Below are 17,082 nucleotides of genomic sequence, written 5' to 3' on the forward strand. Positions count from 1 at the left end.
CCGGTTACCATCGGCGGGTGGCCAGAGAACTGCGCGTCCCCAAGGCGCTGACCGCCCTGCCGGCCCCGGTCCGCTGGCTGGCCCTGCCCGTCGCCCTGACCTGCACGGTCGTGGTGCTGGTGGGCAGCTGGGGCCCGGCCGACCGGGCCGTCGAGGTCCCGGACCCGACCGGTAGGGCGGCCGGCTACTGCAGGGCCCTGGCCGCCGCGCTGCCGAAGGAGCTGCTCGGGCACGCCCGCAAGGACCCGTCGCCCGCCTCGCCGTACGTGGCCGTCTGGGACAGCTCGCCCCGGACGGTCCTGCGCTGCGGCGTCGACCGGCCCGAGGAGCTGGACGGGCCGCACGCCAAGGACCTGTCCCCGACCGTCGACGACCTCACCTGGTGGTCGCAGAAGCTGGACGACGGGAGCTACCGCCTGGTCACGACCATGCGCGCGGCCTACGTCGAGGTGATCTCCCCGCCCGGCGTCTACAGCAGCCCGCTGGACCCGGCCGCCGCGCTCACCCCGCTGGTCAAGGCCAACATCCCCGGCTGAGCACGACGAACGCAGGGCGGGCCGGGAAGCTCCCGGCCCGCCCTGCGCCGTACGGCCCGCCCTGCGCCGTACGGCCCGCTAGCGCAGCCCGGTCGAGCGGCGCAGCGCAGCGCCGAGCAGCCGGTCGATCAGCTCCGGGTACGAGACCCCGCTGGCCGCCCACATCTTCGGGTAGGCCGAGATCGGGGTGAAGCCGGGCATGGTGTTGATCTCGTTGATCATCCAGGTGCCGTCCTCCAGCAGGAAGAAGTCCACCCGGGCCAGGCCCTCGCAGCCGAGCGCCTCGAAGGCCTCGATCGCCTGGCGCTGGATCTCGGCGAGCTCCTCGGCGGTCAGGTCCGCCGGGATCTTCACGTCCGAGGAGTCGATGTACTTGGCATCGAAGTCGTAGAAGTCGAAGCCCTCGCCGACCAGGATCTCGCCGGCCACGCTGGCCCGCGGGCCGTCCTCGAACTCCAGCACGCCGCACTCGATCTCGCGGCCGGTCACGCCCGCCTCGATGATCAGCTTGGGGTCGTGCCGACGGGCCTCCTCGATCGCGGCGTCGAGGTCGGCCAGGTCCTTCACCTTGGTGATGCCGATGCTGGAGCCGGCCCGGCAGGGCTTCACGAACACCGGCAGGCCCAGCTCGGCGGCCCGCTCGCGCACCGCGGCGCGGCCCTCCTCGGACTCCCAGTCGCGCGGCCGCACGATGGTGTAACGGCCGACCTCCAGACCGTGCGAGGCCAGGATCCGCTTGGCGAACTCCTTGTCCATGCCGGCCGCGCTGGCCAGCACGCCGTTGCCGACGTACGGGACGCCGGAGAGCTCCAGCAGGCCCTGGAGCGTGCCGTCCTCGCCCCACGGGCCGTGCAGCAGCGGGAACACCACGTCGACCTCGCCGAGCGCCTTGGGGGCGCTGCCCGGCTCGGTCAGGACCACCTCGCGGTTGCCCGGGGCGACCGGCAGCGCGACCTGGCCGTCGACGCCCTCGGCGACGTGCGCCACGTCCGGCAGCCGCCCGTCGGTGATGGCCATCCGGGCCGGCTCGTCGCTGGTCAGCGCCCAGCGGCCCTCGTGCGTGATGCCGATCGGCAGCACGTCGTACTTGTCGCGGTCGATCGCCCTGAGCACACTGCCCGCGGTGGAGACCGAGATGGCGTGCTCGGAGCTGCGCCCGCCGAAGACCAGCGCGACGCGCGGCTTCCGGTCGGGCCGGTTCGGGGAGGTCTGTTCGATGCTCATATCGGGTTTGAGACTACCGTGCGAGGCCCGGGCGGAAGGCGAGCGGCGCCCGGGAGCCGGCGGCGGGGAACCGGACGCCGCCGAAGCCGCCCTGCGGGCTCAGCGCCGCTCCGGCTTCGCCGAACGCGACATCAGCGCCTGCAGGACCTCCTTGATGGGCCGCTCGTTGTGCACCACGTCCACCACGGCCTCGACGATCGGCATGTCGACCCCGTTGCGCCGGGCCAGGTCCAGCACCGACTCGCAGGACTTGACGCCCTCGGCGGTCTGCCGGGTGGCCGCGATGGTCTCCGCGAGCGACATGCCCCGGCCCAGGTTCATGCCGAAGGTGTTGTTGCGCGACAGCGGTGAGGAGCAGGTGGCCACCAGGTCGCCCATCCCGGCCAGTCCCGCGAAGGTGTGCGGGTCCGCGCCCAGCACCTCGCCGAGCCGGGTGGTCTCGGCCAGCCCGCGGGTGATCAGGGTCGCCTTGGTGTTGTCGCCGAGCCCCATGCCGGCCGCCATGCCGACCGCCAGGCCGATCACGTTCTTGACCGCGCCGCCGAGTTCGCAGCCCACCACGTCGGTGTTGGTGTACGGCCGGAAGTACGGCGTGTGGCAGGCCGCCTGGAGCCGCTTGGCGACCGTCTCGTCGGAGCAGGCGACCACACTGGCCGCGGGCTGCCGGTTGGCGATCTCCTTGGCCAGGTTGGGCCCGCTGACCACCGCGACGCGCTCCGGGCCGACGCCGGTGACCTCGTCGATCACCTCGCTCATCCGCTTGGCGGTGCCGAGTTCGATGCCCTTCATCAGGCTCACCAGCACGGTCTGCGGCTCGATCAGCGGCGTCCAGGCGGCCAGGTTGTCGCGCAGCGTCTGCGAGGGCACCACGAGCACCGCGAAGTCGGCGCCGGCCAGCGCCTCGGCGGCGTCGGTGGTGGCCCGCACGGTGTCGGGCAGCCGGACGCCCGGCAGGTAGTCCGGGTTCTCGTGGGTGGAGTTGACGGCGTCCACCAGTTCCTGGCGGCGGGCCCACAGCACGACCTCGCAGCCCGCGTCGGCGAGCACCAGCGCGAACGCGGTGCCCCAGGAGCCGGTCCCCATCACGGCGCAGCGGGTCACTTGCCGTCCTCCTCGGTGCCCTTGGTCCGCTCGCCCTTGGCCCGCCGGCGCTCGGCCAGCGCGGCCGCGGCACGCTCCCGGGCGGCCTTGCGCATGTCGTAGCGCTCGGCCGGCGGTTCCTCGCCCCGGACCTCGGCCAGCACGGCGGTGATCGCCGTCATGATGTCCTCGGTCGCGTCGGCGAGCACCTGGGTGGTGAGCTCCTGCCCCCGGTACTTGCTGAGGTCCACCGGCGGCCCGGCCGCGACGGTGACCCTGTGCCGCGGGAAGAGGTTGAACTTGCCCTTCCCGTAACCGGGCCGGCCGTACGGCGGGATGATCTCGTGGGCGCCCCAGTGCGCGACCGGGATGACCGGCGCACCGGTCATCAGCGCGACCCGGGCGACGCCGCTCTTGCCGGTCATCGGCCACAGGTCGGGGTCCCGGGTGAGCGTGCCCTCCGGGTAGAACTGCACGCACTGGCCGCCGTTGATCGCGTCGATCGCGGCCCGGAACGCCTGCGCGGCGTCGGTGGACTCGCGGAACACCGGAATCTGGCCGGTCTTGCGCAGCATGAATCCGATGAAGGGGATCGAGAACAGCGAGGACTTGCCGAGAATGCGCGGCGGACGTCCGCTGTTGTACTGCCAGTGCGCGTAGATCACCGGGTCGATGATCGAATTGTGGTTCACCGCGGCGATGAAACCGCCGTTCTTCGGAATGTGCTCCCAGCCCCGCCAGTCGGGCTTCACCAGGGCGGTCGTCACCGGTTTCACCAGCACGGCCGCGAAGCGGTACCAGATGCCGTAGTCGGCGTTGCCGAACTTGGCGTACGAGCGGCGGGCCACCCCAGCTCCTTCTCATCCGATGCGGCACGGATCACCGCGGTCATGGCTTCCCGGTGCCGCGCACCGTTTCTTCCGCCGGTGCCCGGGCCACGGGCGCGGAACAGTGTCGCCCGCCCGCTCACCGGCTGTCGAGCAACCGCGCCAACCCGCCCGGCGGGCGTGATCAAACGCACGTCCGCACAGCTCGAACGGCCTGGCGAGGGCTCCGGGACCGGCGACACAATGACGCCGATGACCCAGGACACCGTACGCCCCAGTGGGCCCGTCGCGCCCCCCGCACCCACGGCCGGCTGGTCGCTGGTGCTTCCGCTCAAGTCGCTCGACCTGGCCAAGAGCAGACTGGCCCCGTACGCCGGGCCGCACCGGGCCGACCTGGCACTGTCCTTCGCGCTGGACACCGTCAGCGCCGCCCTGGCCACTCCGGGCGTCGGCCGGGTCCTGGTGGTCACCCGCGACGCCGGGGCCGGCGCCCGGCTCGCCGCGCTCGGCGCCCTGGTGGTCGCCGACGAGCCCGGCGGCGGCCTCAACCGGGCGCTGGCGCACGGCGCCGCGCGGGCCCGGGCGCTGGCCCCGCGGGCCTCGCTGGCCGCGCTCTCGGCCGACCTCCCGGCACTGCGCCCGGCCGAACTCGCCCGGGTGCTGGGCGCGGTGCCGCCCGACGGCCGGGCCTTCCTGCCGGACTCCCCCGGCCTCGGCACCACACTGCTCGCCTGCGCCCCCGGCCGACCGCTCTCCCCCGCCTTCGGGGACGGCTCCCGGGCCCGGCACGCGGCCGGCGGGGCGCTCGAACTGCGCCTCGCGGACGTGGAGTCGGTGCGCCGGGACGTGGACACCGGGGCGGACCTCGGCGAGGCCGCGGTGCTCGGCCTCGGCCCGCACACCAGCGCCCTGTTCGCCCGCCTGAGCCTGCGCTGAGCACGCACTGAGCCTGCCCCGAGCCCGCGCCGAGCCTGTTCCGAGCCCGCCCCGGCCCCGTCCGGGACGCCGCCCGACCTGCTCCCGGGCCCAGGACGGCCCGCTCGCTATGCTGCTCGCATGCAGGCCACCGCGTTCACCTTCGACCCCGCCACCCGGGCCGGCTCCGTGCTGCTCGACGACGGGACCCCGGTGCCGTTCGACGCGGCCGCCTTCGACGCCGGCGGCCTGCGGCTGCTGCGCCCCGGCCAGCGGGTGCGGATCCGCACCGAGGGCACCGGCGAGGCCCGCCGGGTGGTCTTCGTGACGCTCCAGACCTTCCCCGACCCCGCCGAGGCCTGACCGGCCCGATCGGCCCCCGCCCAGGTTACCGGCCCGCTTTCCGTCACGCCGTCCTGGTCGCCCCCGCGCCGCCGTACGCCGTCGATTCCTGACCGAGCGCCCGGAAACCGAAAGAGCCGCGGCGCCCGGTCTCCGTGAATTCACGGAAGGGGTGCCGCGGCTCCTGGCCGAAGGCCGTCCGAGGACGGTCGCGCGGGACTTACTTGGCAGAGGTCTTGCGCGCGGTGGTCTTGCGGGTGGCGGTCTTCTTCGCCGGCGCCGTCTTCTTGGCCGTGGCGGTCGCCTTCTTGGCGGTGGCCGTGGTCTTCTTGGCGGCAGCCGTGGTGGTCGCCTTCTTCGCCGCGGCCGTCTTCTTGGTCGCGGCGGCCTTGGTCGCGGTCGCCGTGGTCTTCTTGGCGGCGGTGGTCTTCGCGGCCGTGGTCTTCGCGGTCGCCTTCTTGGCGGTGGCCGTGGTCTTCTTGGCGGCAGCCGTGGTGGCGGCCTTCTTGGCGGCGGCCGTGGTCACCGTCTTCTTGGCGGCGGCCTTCTTGGTGGCCGGAGCGGCGGCGGCAGCGGCGGCACGCTTGGTGGCGGCACGCTTGGCGGCCGGGGTGGCGGCGACGCCGCTCTTGCCCGGGGTGAGGGAGCCCTTGGGGGCCTTCTTCACCGAGGGGCCTTCCTTCGGCAGCTTCTTGCTGCCGCTGACCAGGTCCTTGAAGCCCTGCCCCGGACGGAAGCGCGGGACCGAGGTCTTCTTGACCTTGACCCGCTCGCCGGTCTGCGGGTTGCGGGCGAAGCGCGCGGAGCGCTCCACCTTCTCGAAGGTGCCGAACCCGGTGACCGAAACCCGGTCACCGGCCACAACGGCACGGACCATGGTGTCGAGCACTGCGTCGACGGCCTCTGCGGCAGCCTTGCGACCGCCCAGCTGCTCGGCCACCGCTTCGACAAGCTGAGCCTTGTTCACGTCTTCCCCTTCGGAAACGGGCGCCGGATGATTCCATCCGTTCTTTTCGCACGTTAGGTATGTATCTGCGGACTTTCAATTACCAAACGCGCGAATCACCCTAGTGTCGCAATGGATTTGCGCGTCGGCGACCTCAGTCGAGCGGCGGGGGCCGCTCGTCGAGGTCATGTACAAAGCGACTCAACCGCCTTGCCGCCTCCGGAAGATCGCGCTTGGCGGTCTCGGTGACGATGAGGAGTTGCCGGGTGAGAGCGGTCTTTGCATCGGCAGACACGTTCAGCGCATGCACGCGGGCGTGAGCTTGCTTCAACCGCTCGGCCACGAGCGCGTAGAGCGCTGCGACTTCCTGGTCGTCCGGCCCCTCAGCTGGTGCGGAGGTGACGTCCGGCCGGTCGTCAATTCGGCGTTCGGATGGCCGGCCCATGGAGTCCTCAGCCGCGGGTTCGCCGCCCGCGTACGGAGGTTCATGGTGCCGGTGCATGTACTGATTGTGCCATCTACCCGCAGTTGTACTTGCGCGGGCCCCTCTTCCGCAAAGCCAAATGGGCAATCCGGGGCGGGCCCCGGCGCTAACTCGTGCTCCGGAACGACGGATGGCCCGGCCCCCCCGAGGGGGGCGCGGGCCATCCGGTGGATCGTCAGAATGCTTGTTCTGAGGGGAACTCAGGCGGCAGGCAGAGTACGGGGCTTGAAGCTCGGACGGGTCGCCTCGAAGGCCGCGATGTCGGCCTCGTTCCGCAGCGTGATGCTGATGTCGTCCAGGCCGTTGAGCAGCCGCCACCGCACGTTGTCGTCCAGTTCGAAGGCCGCCGTGACGCCTTCGGCACGCACTTCGCGCGCCTCCAGGTCGACGGTGATCTCGGCCGAGGGGTCACTCTCCGTGAGCACCCAGAGCCGCTCCACGGTCTCCTGCGGCAGCACGACCGTCAGCAGGCCGTTCTTCAGGGAGTTGCCCCGGAAGATGTCGGCGAAGCGCGACGAGATGACCGCGTGGAAGCCGTAGTTCTGGAGCGCCCAGACGGCGTGCTCCCGGGAGGAGCCGGTGCCGAACTCGGGGCCGGCCACCAGGACCGTGGCACCCTGCCGCTCGGGCCGGTTGAGGATGAACGACTCGTCCTTGCGCCAGGCCTCGAACAGGCCGCCCTCGAAGCCGGATCGGGTGACCTTCTTGAGCCAGTGGGCCGGGATGATCTGGTCGGTGTCCACGTTGCTGCGGCGCAGCGGGACGGCCCGGCCGGTGTGGGTGGTGAACTTCTCCATGGCTCAGGCCTCCACGGCTGCGACGTCGGCGGTCAGGTCGGCGGGGGCCGCGAGGCGACCCAGGAGAGCGGTCGCGGCGGCAACCTGCGGGGAGACCAGGTGGGTGCGGCCGCCCTTGCCCTGCCGGCCCTCGAAGTTGCGGTTCGAGGTGGAGGCGCAGCGCTCCCCCGGGGCGAGCTGGTCGGGGTTCATGCCCAGGCACATCGAGCAGCCCGCGTGGCGCCATTCGGCACCGGCCGCGGTGAACACCTTGTCCAGCCCCTCCTCGACGGCCTGCAGGGCGACCCGGACGGACCCGGGGACGACCAGCATCCGCACGCCGTCGGCGATCCGGCGTCCCTCCAGGACGGCGGCGGCGGCCCGCAGGTCCTCGATCCGGCCGTTGGTGCAGGAGCCGACGAAGACGGCGTCGACGGTCACCTCGCGCAGCGGGGTGCCGGCCTCCAGGCCCATGTACCGCAGGGCGTTCTCGGCGGCGACGCGCTCCTGCGGGTCGGCGAAGGAGGCCGGGTCGGGCACGTTCGCGCCCAGCGGGGCGCCCTGACCGGGGTTGGTGCCCCAGGTGACGAACGGGGTCAGCTCGCTCGCGTCGATGAAGATCTCGTGGTCGAAGACCGCGTCCTCGTCGGTGCCCAGGGTCTTCCAGTACGCGACGGCGGCGTCCCAGTCCTCGCCCTGCGGGGCGTGCGGGCGGCCCTGGAGGTACGCGAAGGTGGTCTCGTCCGGGGCGATCATGCCCGCCCGGGCGCCGGCCTCGATCGACATGTTGCAGATGGTCATCCGGGCCTCCATGGACAGGCCCCGGATCGCCGAACCGCGGTACTCCAGGACGTAGCCCTGGCCGCCGCCGGTGCCGATCTTCGCGATGACGGCCAGGATCAGGTCCTTGGCGGTGACGCCCTCGGGCAGTTCGCCCTCGACGGTGACCGCCATGGTCCGGAACGGCGCCAGCGGCAGGGTCTGGGTGGCCAGCACGTGCTCGACCTGGCTGGTTCCGATGCCGAACGCCAGCGCGCCGAAGGCGCCGTGGGTGGAGGTGTGGGAGTCGCCGCAGACCACGGTCATGCCGGGCTGGGTCAGGCCGAGCTGCGGGCCGACGACGTGCACGACGCCCTGCTCGACGTCGCCGAGCGAGTGGATCCGGACGCCGAACTCGGCGGCGTTCCCGCGCAGGGTCTCCAGCTGCACCCTGGAGACCGGGTCGGCGATCGGCTTGTCGATGTCCAGGGTGGGGGTGTTGTGGTCCTCGGTGGCGATCGTCAGATCGGTGCGGCGGACCGTGCGGCCGGCCAGCCGCAGCCCGTCGAAGGCCTGCGGGCTGGTGACCTCGTGGAGCAGGTGCAGGTCGATGAAGAGGAGGTCGGGCTCACCCTCCGCACGCCGCACGACGTGGTCGTCCCAGACCTTCTCTGCGAGTGTCCGTCCCATCGGATTCCCTCCAGCCGGCCGCGCTGCCGGCCTTCTCGTGTCGTCGAGTGTCGTCGAGGTCAAAGCGTGTGCGCCGCCCGCGAGACTTCCGGGCCGCTCCCGTCCAGAGTGGCGCTTTTCGCCGGAGATTGAACTGGTGTCTCGCGGAGTGAGACCGCGGTCTTAGCGCATGGACAGCGCGGAGGCCGTCCCCGCACCGGTCGGCCGGGCCCCGCAGAACGCCGAAAGGGCCCCACCCGCGACCGGGTGGGGCCCTTTCGGGAAGCCTCCACTGCACAACGAAAAAGACCCCGGGGAACCGGGGTCTTTCCAATTTCTGGCTGGGGTACCAGGACTCGAACCTAGACTAAATGAACCAGAATCACTCGTGCTGCCAATTACACCATACCCCACACAAAGCAAGGGCCGATGGGCGAGCCCATCGGCTTCCTGCTCTGAAGTACCCCCGACCGGATTCGAACCGGCGCTACTGCCGTGAGAGGGCAGCGTGCTAGGCCGCTACACAACGGGGGCTTTCCAGGTGGTCCCTCGCGGGACCGGTCGATCCCTTGCGGGATCAGTACCCCCGACCGGATTCGAACCGGCGCTACTGCCGTGAGAGGGCAGCGTGCTAGGCCGCTACACAACGGGGGCTTTCCAGGTGGTCCCTCGCGGGACCGGTCGATCCCTTGCGGGATCAGTACCCCCGACCGGATTCGAACCGGCGCTACTGCCGTGAGAGGGCAGCGTGCTAGGCCGCTACACAACGGGGGCTTGATCTTCTTTTATGTTGCCGTACTCACGTACTGCGCTGGGGTACCAGGACTCGAACCTAGACTAAATGAACCAGAATCACTCGTGCTGCCAATTACACCATACCCCACCAGAGTTGAACCCTCGCGGGCCCTTCTCAGGCGTTGCGCCTCTCGGTCGGTCCCTTCCGAGGGGCTTTCGTTCCCTCGTCCGTTCCCTCCCGGGCGGCGCAGAAAGAACATTACCCGACGTCGGCCCCGGGTCCAAAATCGATAACCCCAGGCAGCGGCCGGGAGGCCTACGGATGACCTCCGGGTACGCCGCGGGCCCGGCACGAAGCCGGGCCCGCGGCCTGCTCAGCGGCCCGCTCAGGCGGCCGGCAGGGCGTCCAGGGAGGACCGCAGCCTGCGCAGCGTCTCAGGGCGTCCCAGCAGCTCCATGGACTCGAACAGCGGCGGGGAGACCCGGCGGCCGGTGACGGCCACCCGCAGCGGCGTGAAGGCGAACTTGGGCTTGATGCCCAGCCCGTCCACCAGTGCCTCGCGCAGCGCGGCCTGGATCGGCTCCGGGGTGAAGTCCGCGAGCTCCTCCAGCGCCTTGATGCTGGCCTCCAGCACCGGGCGGGCGTCCGCGGTGAGCACCTTGGCGGCGTCGTCCGGGTCGACGGCGAACTTCTCCGGCGCCACGAACAGGAAGCCGGCCATGTTCACGATCTCGCTCAGCACGACCATCCGCTCCTGGGTGAGCGGCGCCACCTTGGCGAGCAGGTCCAGCTGCTCGGCGGTGGGCTCGGCCGGCAGCAGCTCGGCGCCCTGGAGGAAGGGCACCAGGCGGCGGACGAAGTCCTCCGGGGCCAGCCGGCGGACGTGCTCGGCGTTGATCGCCTCGCACTTCTTCAGGTCGAAGCGGGCCGGGTTGGCGTTCACCTTGGTGACGTCGAAGGCGGCGACCATCTCGTCCATGTCGAACAGGTCGCGGTCCTCGGCCAGCGACCAGCCCAGCAGGGACAGGTAGTTGAGCAGGCCCTCGCGGATGAAGCCACGCTCGCGGTACATGTTGAGCGAGGACTGCGGGTCGCGCTTGGAGAGCTTCTTGTTGCCCTCGCCCATCACGTACGGCAGGTGGCCGAAGCGCGGGGTGGTGCCGTTGCCGACGCCGATCTCGGCGAGCGCGGCGTACAGCGCGACCTGCCGCGGGGTGGAGGACAGCAGGTCCTCGCCGCGCAGCACGTGGGTGATGCCCATCAGGGCGTCGTCCACCGGGTTGACCAGGGTGTAGAGCGGGGCGCCGTTGGCCCGGACGATGCCGTAGTCCGGCACGTTCTCCGGCTCGAAGGTGAGCGTGCCGCGGACCAGGTCGTCGAAACTGATGGTCCTGTCGGGCATCCGGAAGCGCAGGATCGGCTCGCGCTTCTCCAGCTTGTAGACGGCGACCTGCTCGTCGGTCAGCTCGCGGCAGTGGCCGTCGTAGCCGGAGGGCTTGCCGGCCGCGCGGGCGGCCTCGCGGCGGGCGTCCAGCTCCTCGGTGGAGCAGTAGCAGTGGTAGGCGTGGCCCGCCTCGTGCAGGCGGCGGGCGACATCGGCGTAGATGTCCATCCGCTGTGACTGCCGGTACGGCGCGTTCGGGCCGCCGACCTCCGGGCCCTCGTCCCAGTCGAGGCCGAGCCAGCGCATCGCGTCGAGCAGCTGGTTGTACGACTCCTCGGAGTCGCGGGCGGAGTCGGTGTCCTCGATCCGGAAGACCAGCGTGCCGCCGTTGTGGCGGGCGTAGGCCCAGTTGAACAGGGCCGTGCGGACCATGCCCACGTGGGGGTTGCCGGTCGGGGAGGGACAGAAGCGAACCCGGACGGCCGGGTCAGTGTTAGCCACGCTTGATCACCTTGTTGGTGAGAGTGCCGATGCCTTCGATGGAGACGGCGACCTCGTCGCCGACGTTGAGGGGGCCCACCCCTGCGGGTGTGCCGGTGAGGATGACGTCGCCGGGCAGCAGCGTCATGGCCTCGGAGATGTGGACGACCAGCTCGGCGACCGAGCGGACCATCTGGGAGGTGCGGCCGGTCTGGCGGAGCTCGCCGTTGACCGTGCACGTGATCGCGAGGTCGCTCGGGTCGAGGTCGGTCTCGATCCACGGGCCCAGCGGGCAGGCCGTGTCGAAGCCCTTGGCCCGGGCCCACTGGCCCTCGCGCTGCTGGACGTCCCGGGCGGTGACGTCGTTGGCGCAGGTGTAGCCGAGGATCACCTCGGGCACCCGGTCCAACGGCACCTCACGGCACATCCGGCCGATCACCACGGCGAGTTCGGCCTCGTGGTGGACGTCCGAGGAGAACGGCGGGTACGCGATGTTCTCGGTCGGACCGATCACCGAGGTGGACGGCTTGAAGAAGGTGAGCGGGACGTCCGGGACGTCGTTGCCCAGCTCCGCCGCGTGGGCCGCGTAGTTGCGGCCGACCGCCACGATCTTGTTCGGGAGCATCGGGCTGAGCAGCCGGACGTCCTGGAAGCGGAAGCTCTCGCCGGTGGGCTGGGGCTGGCCGAACGGGTGGCCGGCCAGCGCGTGGACGACCAGCGAGTCGGGCTGGGAAGGGTCGCCCTCCACCACGCCGAAGGAGACGCTGCCGGCGGCAGGGCTCCCTTCCCGGACGGAAAACCTGGCAATGCGCACGGCTGGGGTACCCCTCGCTTCGTCGGCCGCCCGGGGCGCGCCCGGGCGCTGGTTGGCGCCCCGCCCGCAGTGGGCGCGGCCCCGTCAATCGGTCTCCAGGCTATCGCGTGGGGCCTCGACTGACCGCTTTGCCCCTGTTCAGGACGGTCGGGGCGGAGTCCGGGCCGACCGGGGCGCGGGGGTCCGCAGGGCGCCCGCCGCACAACGGCGAGGGCGCCGCCGCCACGGGTGTGACGACGGCGCCCTCGACGCGGCGCTGCGGGTGGTCAGTCCTGAACGACGACGACCGGCGCGACCATCAGCTGGATGCGGCGCGGGTTGGCGGTGGCGGCCGGCAGCTCGGTGCCGTAGGTCACGACGTCCTCGGGCTTGCGGGCGCCCGGGATCTTGCTGAAGTCCTCGACCGAGGCCAGCGTCGTCCGGCGCGGGTTCGCCGTGGGGCGGCAGGACAGCGTGGACTTGGTGGCGTTCTTCGCCTGGGACATCGAGAGCACCTCGTGGTCATGGCCGGACCGATCGCGGCGGATCGGGACGACCTGATGGATTCCGATTGATTCGGAGGGGTTCTGGGCAGGCTTATTCGAGGCCGTGCCCAGGCGACAGCCAGGTTACGAGATCTCATTCCACAGAGGCCGTGACCAAAGCTACACATTGGGCTGTGATTTTGCTCACAAAATGCCGAGCAAAACGCAGATATCCGACATATCGCCGCACTCGGATTTTCCGACATTCCCTCCGATAAAGGGCATTCCGGAAGGTCTGTGACTCTTCCCGACGCTGCGCCCGCTTGGCATGTATCCGGCGAGTGTCCGAAAAAGGCGGTATTCCGGTCCCGTTGGCACACAGTCCGTGAGATCGCGCAAGCGGTCGGTAGCGCCCGACACCCGGTACCTGCGGCCCTTGTTGGGATTCCCCGGCTGTGCTGGAATGCGACGGACCGTGGGTAGGGAGTGGTCCACCCCGGTGCCCGCTCTCCCGGACCGGCCGGGGTGCGGATGGAAACTCGACACCGTCCAGGCCGTGGCGACGCGGCGGGACGCCCGGTCCAGAGGTTGCGACGCCAGTGCAGGGACGTTTCAAAAGGGGTAGCGGCGCCGCGGGTAACCCGGAGTCGCGTGAGCCTGTGGCAGCCCCTCAACAGGCGGCGGCCCCCGGCGGCCCCGCCGAGCCGGTGACACCCGAGGCCCCCGGCCGCCCGGAGGAGGACGGCCAGGAGCGGAAGTCCACCCGGGACAAACTCCGCACCTCCCTGACCCGGCGCCGCGCCACCGGTCTGAGCCGGCTCGCGATGCGCAACTGGCGCATCCGCACCCGTCTGATCGCGCTGCTCGCCCTCCCCGTGCTGGTCTCGCTGGTCCTCGGTGGCCTGCGCATCCAGAGCTCGATGGAGAACTCGCAGCAACTCGCCCAGATGGCCAACCTCTCCGACCTGGCCAAGAAGGCGACCAACCTCGCGGACGCGCTCCAGACCGAGCGCGACATCAGCGCCGGCCCGATCACCCACGACCCGACCGCCCCGCTGGACGACGACATCGTCGCGGCCCGCAAGTCCACCGACGACCTGAGCCGCACCTTCACCGCCTCCTCCGACAAGTTCGAGGACCTCCAACTGTCCGGCGGCAAGGCGCTGTTGCTCCAGATCCGCAAGGACCTGAACTCGATCGCGGACACCCGCAGCCTGCCGTACCAGAACAACCAGAACATCCAGTCGACGATCACCGCCTACGACGTGATCATCCGCGACCTGCTGTCCATCACCCAGGACATCGCGCTCGCGTCGAACAGCAAGGACCTGGTCATCGCCACCGGCGCGCTCCAGCAGTTCTCGCTGGCGAAGGACGCGACCTCGCAGCAGCGGGCCCTGATCAGCGCCGCGCTGGCCAACCCGAAGAGCCCCGACCTCAGCCCCAGCGACGAGTCCTTCGGTATCCGCCTGCGCAGCTCGTACGACAACGCGATCGCGAGCTTCAACAACATCTACACCGCGCACGACCTGGACAACCTGCGCAGCCAGCTGAGCTACAACTCGGTGGTCTCCGACGCCGACCGCTACGCCTCCACGGTCCTCACCCAGAGCGGCATCCGCCAGACCGAGGCGGTCACCTACAAGGACTGGTACGAGAAGGCCAGCGCCAAGATCACCGCCGAGCGCCGGATCGAGTCCAAGCTCATCGAGAACCTGGACGGCAAGGCCCAGGACCTCCAGTCCCAGGCCGACGCCGACGCCCTGATCATCGGTGTCGCGATCGCCCTGGTGCTGCTCTTCGCCCTCGGTGGCGCCGGTCTGATCGCCCGCTCGATGGTGCGCTCGCTGACCCGCCTCCAGGCCGCGGCCGAGGACGTCGCCGAGCGCCGCCTGCCCGAGCTGGTCAAGACCCTCTCCGAGGCCGACCCCCACGACGTCGACACCACGGTCGAGCCGGTCGCCATCGACTCCACCGACGAGATCGGCCACGTGGCCCACGCGTTCGACATGGTGCACAGCGAGGCCGTCCGCCTCGCCGCCGAGCAGGCCCTCCTGCGCGGCAACATCAACGCGATGTTCACCAACCTCTCGCGCCGCAGCCAGGGCCTCATCCAGCGCCAGCTGTCGCTCATCTCCGAGCTGGAGAGCCGCGAGGCGGACCCGGACCAGCTGGCCAACCTCTTCAAGCTGGACCACCTCGCGACCCGCATGCGCCGCAACGGCGAAAACCTCCTCGTCCTCGCCGGCGAGGACCCGGGCCGCCGCTGGACCAGGCCCGTCCCGCTGGTCGACGTGCTCCGCGCCGCCGCCTCCGAGGTGGAGCAGTACGAGCGCATCGAGCTCGCCGCCGTGCCGTCGGCCGAGGTCGCCGGCCGCGTCGTCAACGACCTCGTCCACCTGCTCGCCGAGCTGCTGGAGAACGCCACCTCGTTCTCCAGCCCGCAGACCCGCGTCCGGGTCACCGGCCACGCGCTGCCGGACGGCCGCGTGCTGGTCGAGATCCACGACACCGGCATCGGCCTGAGCCCCGACGACCTCTCCGAGATCAACGAGCGCCTCGCCAACCCGCCGACGGTGGACGTCTCCGTCTCCCGCCGCATGGGCCTCTTCGTGGTCGGCCGCCTGTCCCTGCGACACGGCATCCGCATCCAGCTGCGTCCCAGCGACTCCGGTGGCACCACCGCGCTGGTCATGCTCCCGGTGGACGTCACCAACTCCGGCGACCGCCGCGGTGCCGGTGCCGGCCGGGCCGGCTCCGGCCAGGGCAAGCAGCAGCGCGGGGTCGCCCCGACGCCGCGCCAGCAGCGCCAGATGCCGCCCGGCCGCCAGGGCGGCCCGGCCGCGCTCGGCCAGGGCCCGGCCGCCGGTGCCCCGCAGGGCGGGCGCCCGCAGCTCGGCCAGGGCGGCCCGACCGCTCCGGCCGGCCCCGGTCCGCAGGCGGGCCCCGGTCCGCAGGCGGGCCCCGGTCCGCAGGCCGGTCCGGGTGCGCCCGGCGGCGGTCTGCCGACCCGCAAGGTCGGCCAGTCGCTGCGGGAGAACCCCCCGCAGGGCGGCGGTCAGCAGGGCCAGGGCCGACAGCCCGCCCAGCCGCAGCCGAAGCAGAAGCGGCAGGCTCCGCAGAACCAGCAGGCTCCGCAGGCCCCGCAGAGCCAGCAGGCTCCGCAGCAGGCCCAGCAGGGCGGTCTGCCGCAGCGCACCCCGGGCCGCCAGGGCCCGCCGCAGAGCGGACCGAACGGCCTGCCCCGCCGCGACCGTCAGCAGCAGCCCGGCCAGCCCCAGGCCGGTCAGCAGCAGCCCGGCCAGCCGCAGGCCCGTCCGCAGCAGCCCGGCCAGCCGCAGCCGAACCAGCCGCAGGCCGGTCAGCCCCTGCCGGGCCGTCCCGGCCAGGAACGGCCGCGTCCCGGCGGCGAGTTCGACGGCGGTCCGGGTGCCCGGACCGGCGAGCAGCCGCAGCACGGCCGCCCCGGCGGTCCCGGCACGCCGCCGCAGGGTGCCCGTCCGGGCAACCGTCCGCAGGACGGCCTGCCGCAGCGCCGTCCGGCCCCGCAGGGCCCCGGCGCCCCCGGTCGGCCCGCCGCCCAGGGCCCGCGCGGTCCGCAGCGCCCCGGTCCGGACGCGCCGCAGCGCGACCGTCAGCCGCAGCTGCCGCCGCAGGCCCACCAGCAGCAGCCCCAGCCGCTGCCGTCGGCCGAGCCGGCGCCGGTGGAGAGCACCCAGCAGTTCGCCCGCCCGCGCTTCGAGGCCAGCCAGATCGACCCGCGCGACCCGCTGGGCCTCGGCCTGGTCGAGCCGGTGCTGCCGAACGTGCCGAACCCGCCGCGTCCGGAGCCGGTGCGCCAGGAGCAGGCCCCGCAGCAGCCCCAGCCGCTGCCGCACCAGGAGCCGATGGCGCTGCCGACCGGCGGCGAGCAGCCCTGGTTCCCGCAGTCCGAGGGCCCGCAGCAGGCGCGGCCGCGGCCGTACCAGCCGCGCCGCCCCGGCACCTCCGCGCCGGAGTTCCAGCCGCAGGCCGAGGAGCAGCACGCTCCGCGGCAGGCGCCGCGGCAGGCGCCCCAGCCGGCTCCGCAGCAGCAGGCCCCGCAGCAGCCGCAGGCCCCGCGGCAACAGGCTCCTCAGCAGCAGGCCCCCCAGCAGCCGCAGGCCCCCCAGCCGGCTCCGCAGCAGGGCCAGCCGCAGCCGGGCACCGGCGACGCGCCGTGGCGTCCGTCCGCGAACGACGAGCGCTGGCGCCGCGCCGAGCAGATCCGCGAGCCCTCGACCAGCGGCGTCACCATGTCGGGCCTGCCCCGGCGGACCCCGCAGGCCAACCTGGTCTCCGGCACCGCCGAGGCCTCGCCGCTGACCGGTCCCCAGGTCTCCCGGGCTCCCGAGGAGGTCCGCGGCCGGCTGACCAACCTGCGTCGCGGCATCCAGCAGGGCCGTCGCGCCGGCGCCGAGCAGGCCGCCAACCAGGCGGGCTTCCAGCATGGTGCCCAGCAGCCCGGATTCGATAGTTTCGGTGGCCGGAGCGACGGCAACGGCGCAGATCACCAGGAGCGTTGAGTTGAACCAGATGAGCCAGGCCGCACAGAACCTGAACTGGCTGATCACCAATTTCGTGGACAACACCCCCGGGGTGTCCCACACCGTGGTGGTCTCCGCGGA

General features: G+C 72.0%; 14 protein-coding genes, 5 tRNA genes and 1 pseudogene. 5 read left to right on the top strand and 15 right to left on the bottom strand.

Translation table 11 applies throughout. The annotated features are described in order from the left end of the window. Window positions 1-17: 17 nt before the first annotated feature. On the top strand, window positions 18-536 hold the full coding sequence (locus tag ACGF13_RS37405; protein WP_392883846.1) for a DUF3515 family protein: 519 nt from the start codon (window positions 18-20) through the stop codon (window positions 534-536). Between the two features lie 78 nt (window positions 537-614). On the opposite strand, the gene ACGF13_RS37410 is transcribed toward ACGF13_RS37405, so the two are convergent. From ACGF13_RS37410 to ACGF13_RS37420, 3 genes are all read right to left on the bottom strand, one after another. Continuing rightward, window positions 615-1,760, bottom strand: a complete 1,146-nt coding sequence (locus ACGF13_RS37410; protein WP_392883848.1) for a D-alanine--D-alanine ligase family protein — start codon at window positions 1,758-1,760, stop codon at window positions 615-617. A 99-nt stretch (window positions 1,761-1,859) separates the two neighbouring features. Beyond that, complete coding sequence (locus ACGF13_RS37415) at window positions 1,860-2,861, bottom strand: NAD(P)H-dependent glycerol-3-phosphate dehydrogenase (RefSeq protein WP_392883850.1); 1,002 nt, start codon at window positions 2,859-2,861, stop codon at window positions 1,860-1,862. Beyond that, complete coding sequence (locus tag ACGF13_RS37420; protein ID WP_392883851.1) at window positions 2,858-3,688, bottom strand: lysophospholipid acyltransferase family protein; 831 nt, start codon at window positions 3,686-3,688, stop codon at window positions 2,858-2,860. Before ACGF13_RS37420 ends, ACGF13_RS37415 begins: the two co-directional genes overlap by 4 nt. 231 nt (window positions 3,689-3,919) lie before the next feature. Between ACGF13_RS37420 and cofC the strand changes: the two genes are divergently transcribed. Continuing rightward, window positions 3,920-4,603 (top strand): 2-phospho-L-lactate guanylyltransferase, encoded by a 684-nt coding sequence (gene cofC / locus ACGF13_RS37425; protein WP_392883853.1) that lies wholly within the window; start codon window positions 3,920-3,922, stop codon window positions 4,601-4,603. Window positions 4,604-4,723: 120 nt separating this feature from the next. Beyond that, window positions 4,724-4,945 (top strand): hypothetical protein, encoded by a 222-nt coding sequence (locus ACGF13_RS37430; RefSeq protein WP_392883854.1) that lies wholly within the window; start codon window positions 4,724-4,726, stop codon window positions 4,943-4,945. A gap of 199 nt (window positions 4,946-5,144) precedes the next feature. Here ACGF13_RS37430 and ACGF13_RS37435 read toward each other — a convergent pair whose 3' ends face one another. The 12 genes from ACGF13_RS37435 to ACGF13_RS37490 all read right to left on the bottom strand — a co-directional run bounded on the left by ACGF13_RS37435 (window position 5,145) and on the right by ACGF13_RS37490 (window position 12,457). Continuing rightward, complete coding sequence (locus tag ACGF13_RS37435; protein WP_392883855.1) at window positions 5,145-5,891, bottom strand: HU family DNA-binding protein; 747 nt, start codon at window positions 5,889-5,891, stop codon at window positions 5,145-5,147. A 133-nt stretch (window positions 5,892-6,024) separates the two neighbouring features. Further along, window positions 6,025-6,372 carry a hypothetical protein gene (locus ACGF13_RS37440; protein ID WP_392883857.1) on the bottom strand — a complete coding sequence of 116 codons (348 nt, stop codon included), beginning with the start codon at window positions 6,370-6,372 and terminating at the stop codon, window positions 6,025-6,027. A gap of 182 nt (window positions 6,373-6,554) precedes the next feature. After that, on the bottom strand, window positions 6,555-7,151 hold the full coding sequence (leuD, locus tag ACGF13_RS37445) for a 3-isopropylmalate dehydratase small subunit (protein ID WP_392883858.1): 597 nt from the start codon (window positions 7,149-7,151) through the stop codon (window positions 6,555-6,557). Window positions 7,152-7,154: 3 nt separating this feature from the next. Beyond that, window positions 7,155-8,579, bottom strand: coding sequence for a 3-isopropylmalate dehydratase large subunit (gene leuC, locus ACGF13_RS37450; RefSeq protein WP_392883860.1), 1,425 nt, complete (start codon window positions 8,577-8,579; stop codon window positions 7,155-7,157). 317 nt (window positions 8,580-8,896) lie between these two features. After that, window positions 8,897-8,971, bottom strand: a tRNA-Gln gene (locus tag ACGF13_RS37455). A gap of 48 nt (window positions 8,972-9,019) precedes the next feature. Continuing rightward, window positions 9,020-9,092 (bottom strand) — tRNA-Glu (locus tag ACGF13_RS37460). A gap of 47 nt (window positions 9,093-9,139) precedes the next feature. Continuing rightward, window positions 9,140-9,212 (bottom strand) — tRNA-Glu (locus tag ACGF13_RS37465). Window positions 9,213-9,259: 47 nt separating this feature from the next. Next, window positions 9,260-9,332: transfer RNA gene (locus tag ACGF13_RS37470), tRNA-Glu, on the bottom strand. A gap of 37 nt (window positions 9,333-9,369) precedes the next feature. Further along, window positions 9,370-9,441 (bottom strand) — tRNA-Gln (locus tag ACGF13_RS37475). A 238-nt stretch (window positions 9,442-9,679) separates the two neighbouring features. Continuing rightward, complete coding sequence (gene gltX, locus ACGF13_RS37480) at window positions 9,680-11,179, bottom strand: glutamate--tRNA ligase (RefSeq protein WP_392883862.1); 1,500 nt, start codon at window positions 11,177-11,179, stop codon at window positions 9,680-9,682. After that, a complete protein-coding gene (locus ACGF13_RS37485; protein WP_392883863.1) occupies window positions 11,172-11,972 on the bottom strand; it encodes a fumarylacetoacetate hydrolase family protein in 801 nt (266 codons plus the stop codon). Before ACGF13_RS37485 ends, gltX begins: the two co-directional genes overlap by 8 nt. A gap of 266 nt (window positions 11,973-12,238) precedes the next feature. Then, window positions 12,239-12,457 carry a hypothetical protein gene (locus ACGF13_RS37490; protein ID WP_392883864.1) on the bottom strand — a complete coding sequence of 73 codons (219 nt, stop codon included), beginning with the start codon at window positions 12,455-12,457 and terminating at the stop codon, window positions 12,239-12,241. 638 nt (window positions 12,458-13,095) lie between these two features. Between ACGF13_RS37490 and ACGF13_RS37495 the strand changes: the two genes are divergently transcribed. Both ACGF13_RS37495 and ACGF13_RS37500 read left to right on the top strand, forming a co-directional pair. Further along, complete coding sequence (locus ACGF13_RS37495; protein WP_392883865.1) at window positions 13,096-16,980, top strand: nitrate- and nitrite sensing domain-containing protein; 3,885 nt, start codon at window positions 13,096-13,098, stop codon at window positions 16,978-16,980. A gap of 10 nt (window positions 16,981-16,990) precedes the next feature. Beyond that, window positions 16,991-17,082: pseudogene (locus ACGF13_RS37500) on the top strand (roadblock/LC7 domain-containing protein); the annotation flags it as partial.

The organism is Kitasatospora sp. NPDC048286 (genome assembly GCF_043201735.1).
GTDB lineage: Bacteria > Actinomycetota > Actinomycetes > Streptomycetales > Streptomycetaceae > Kitasatospora.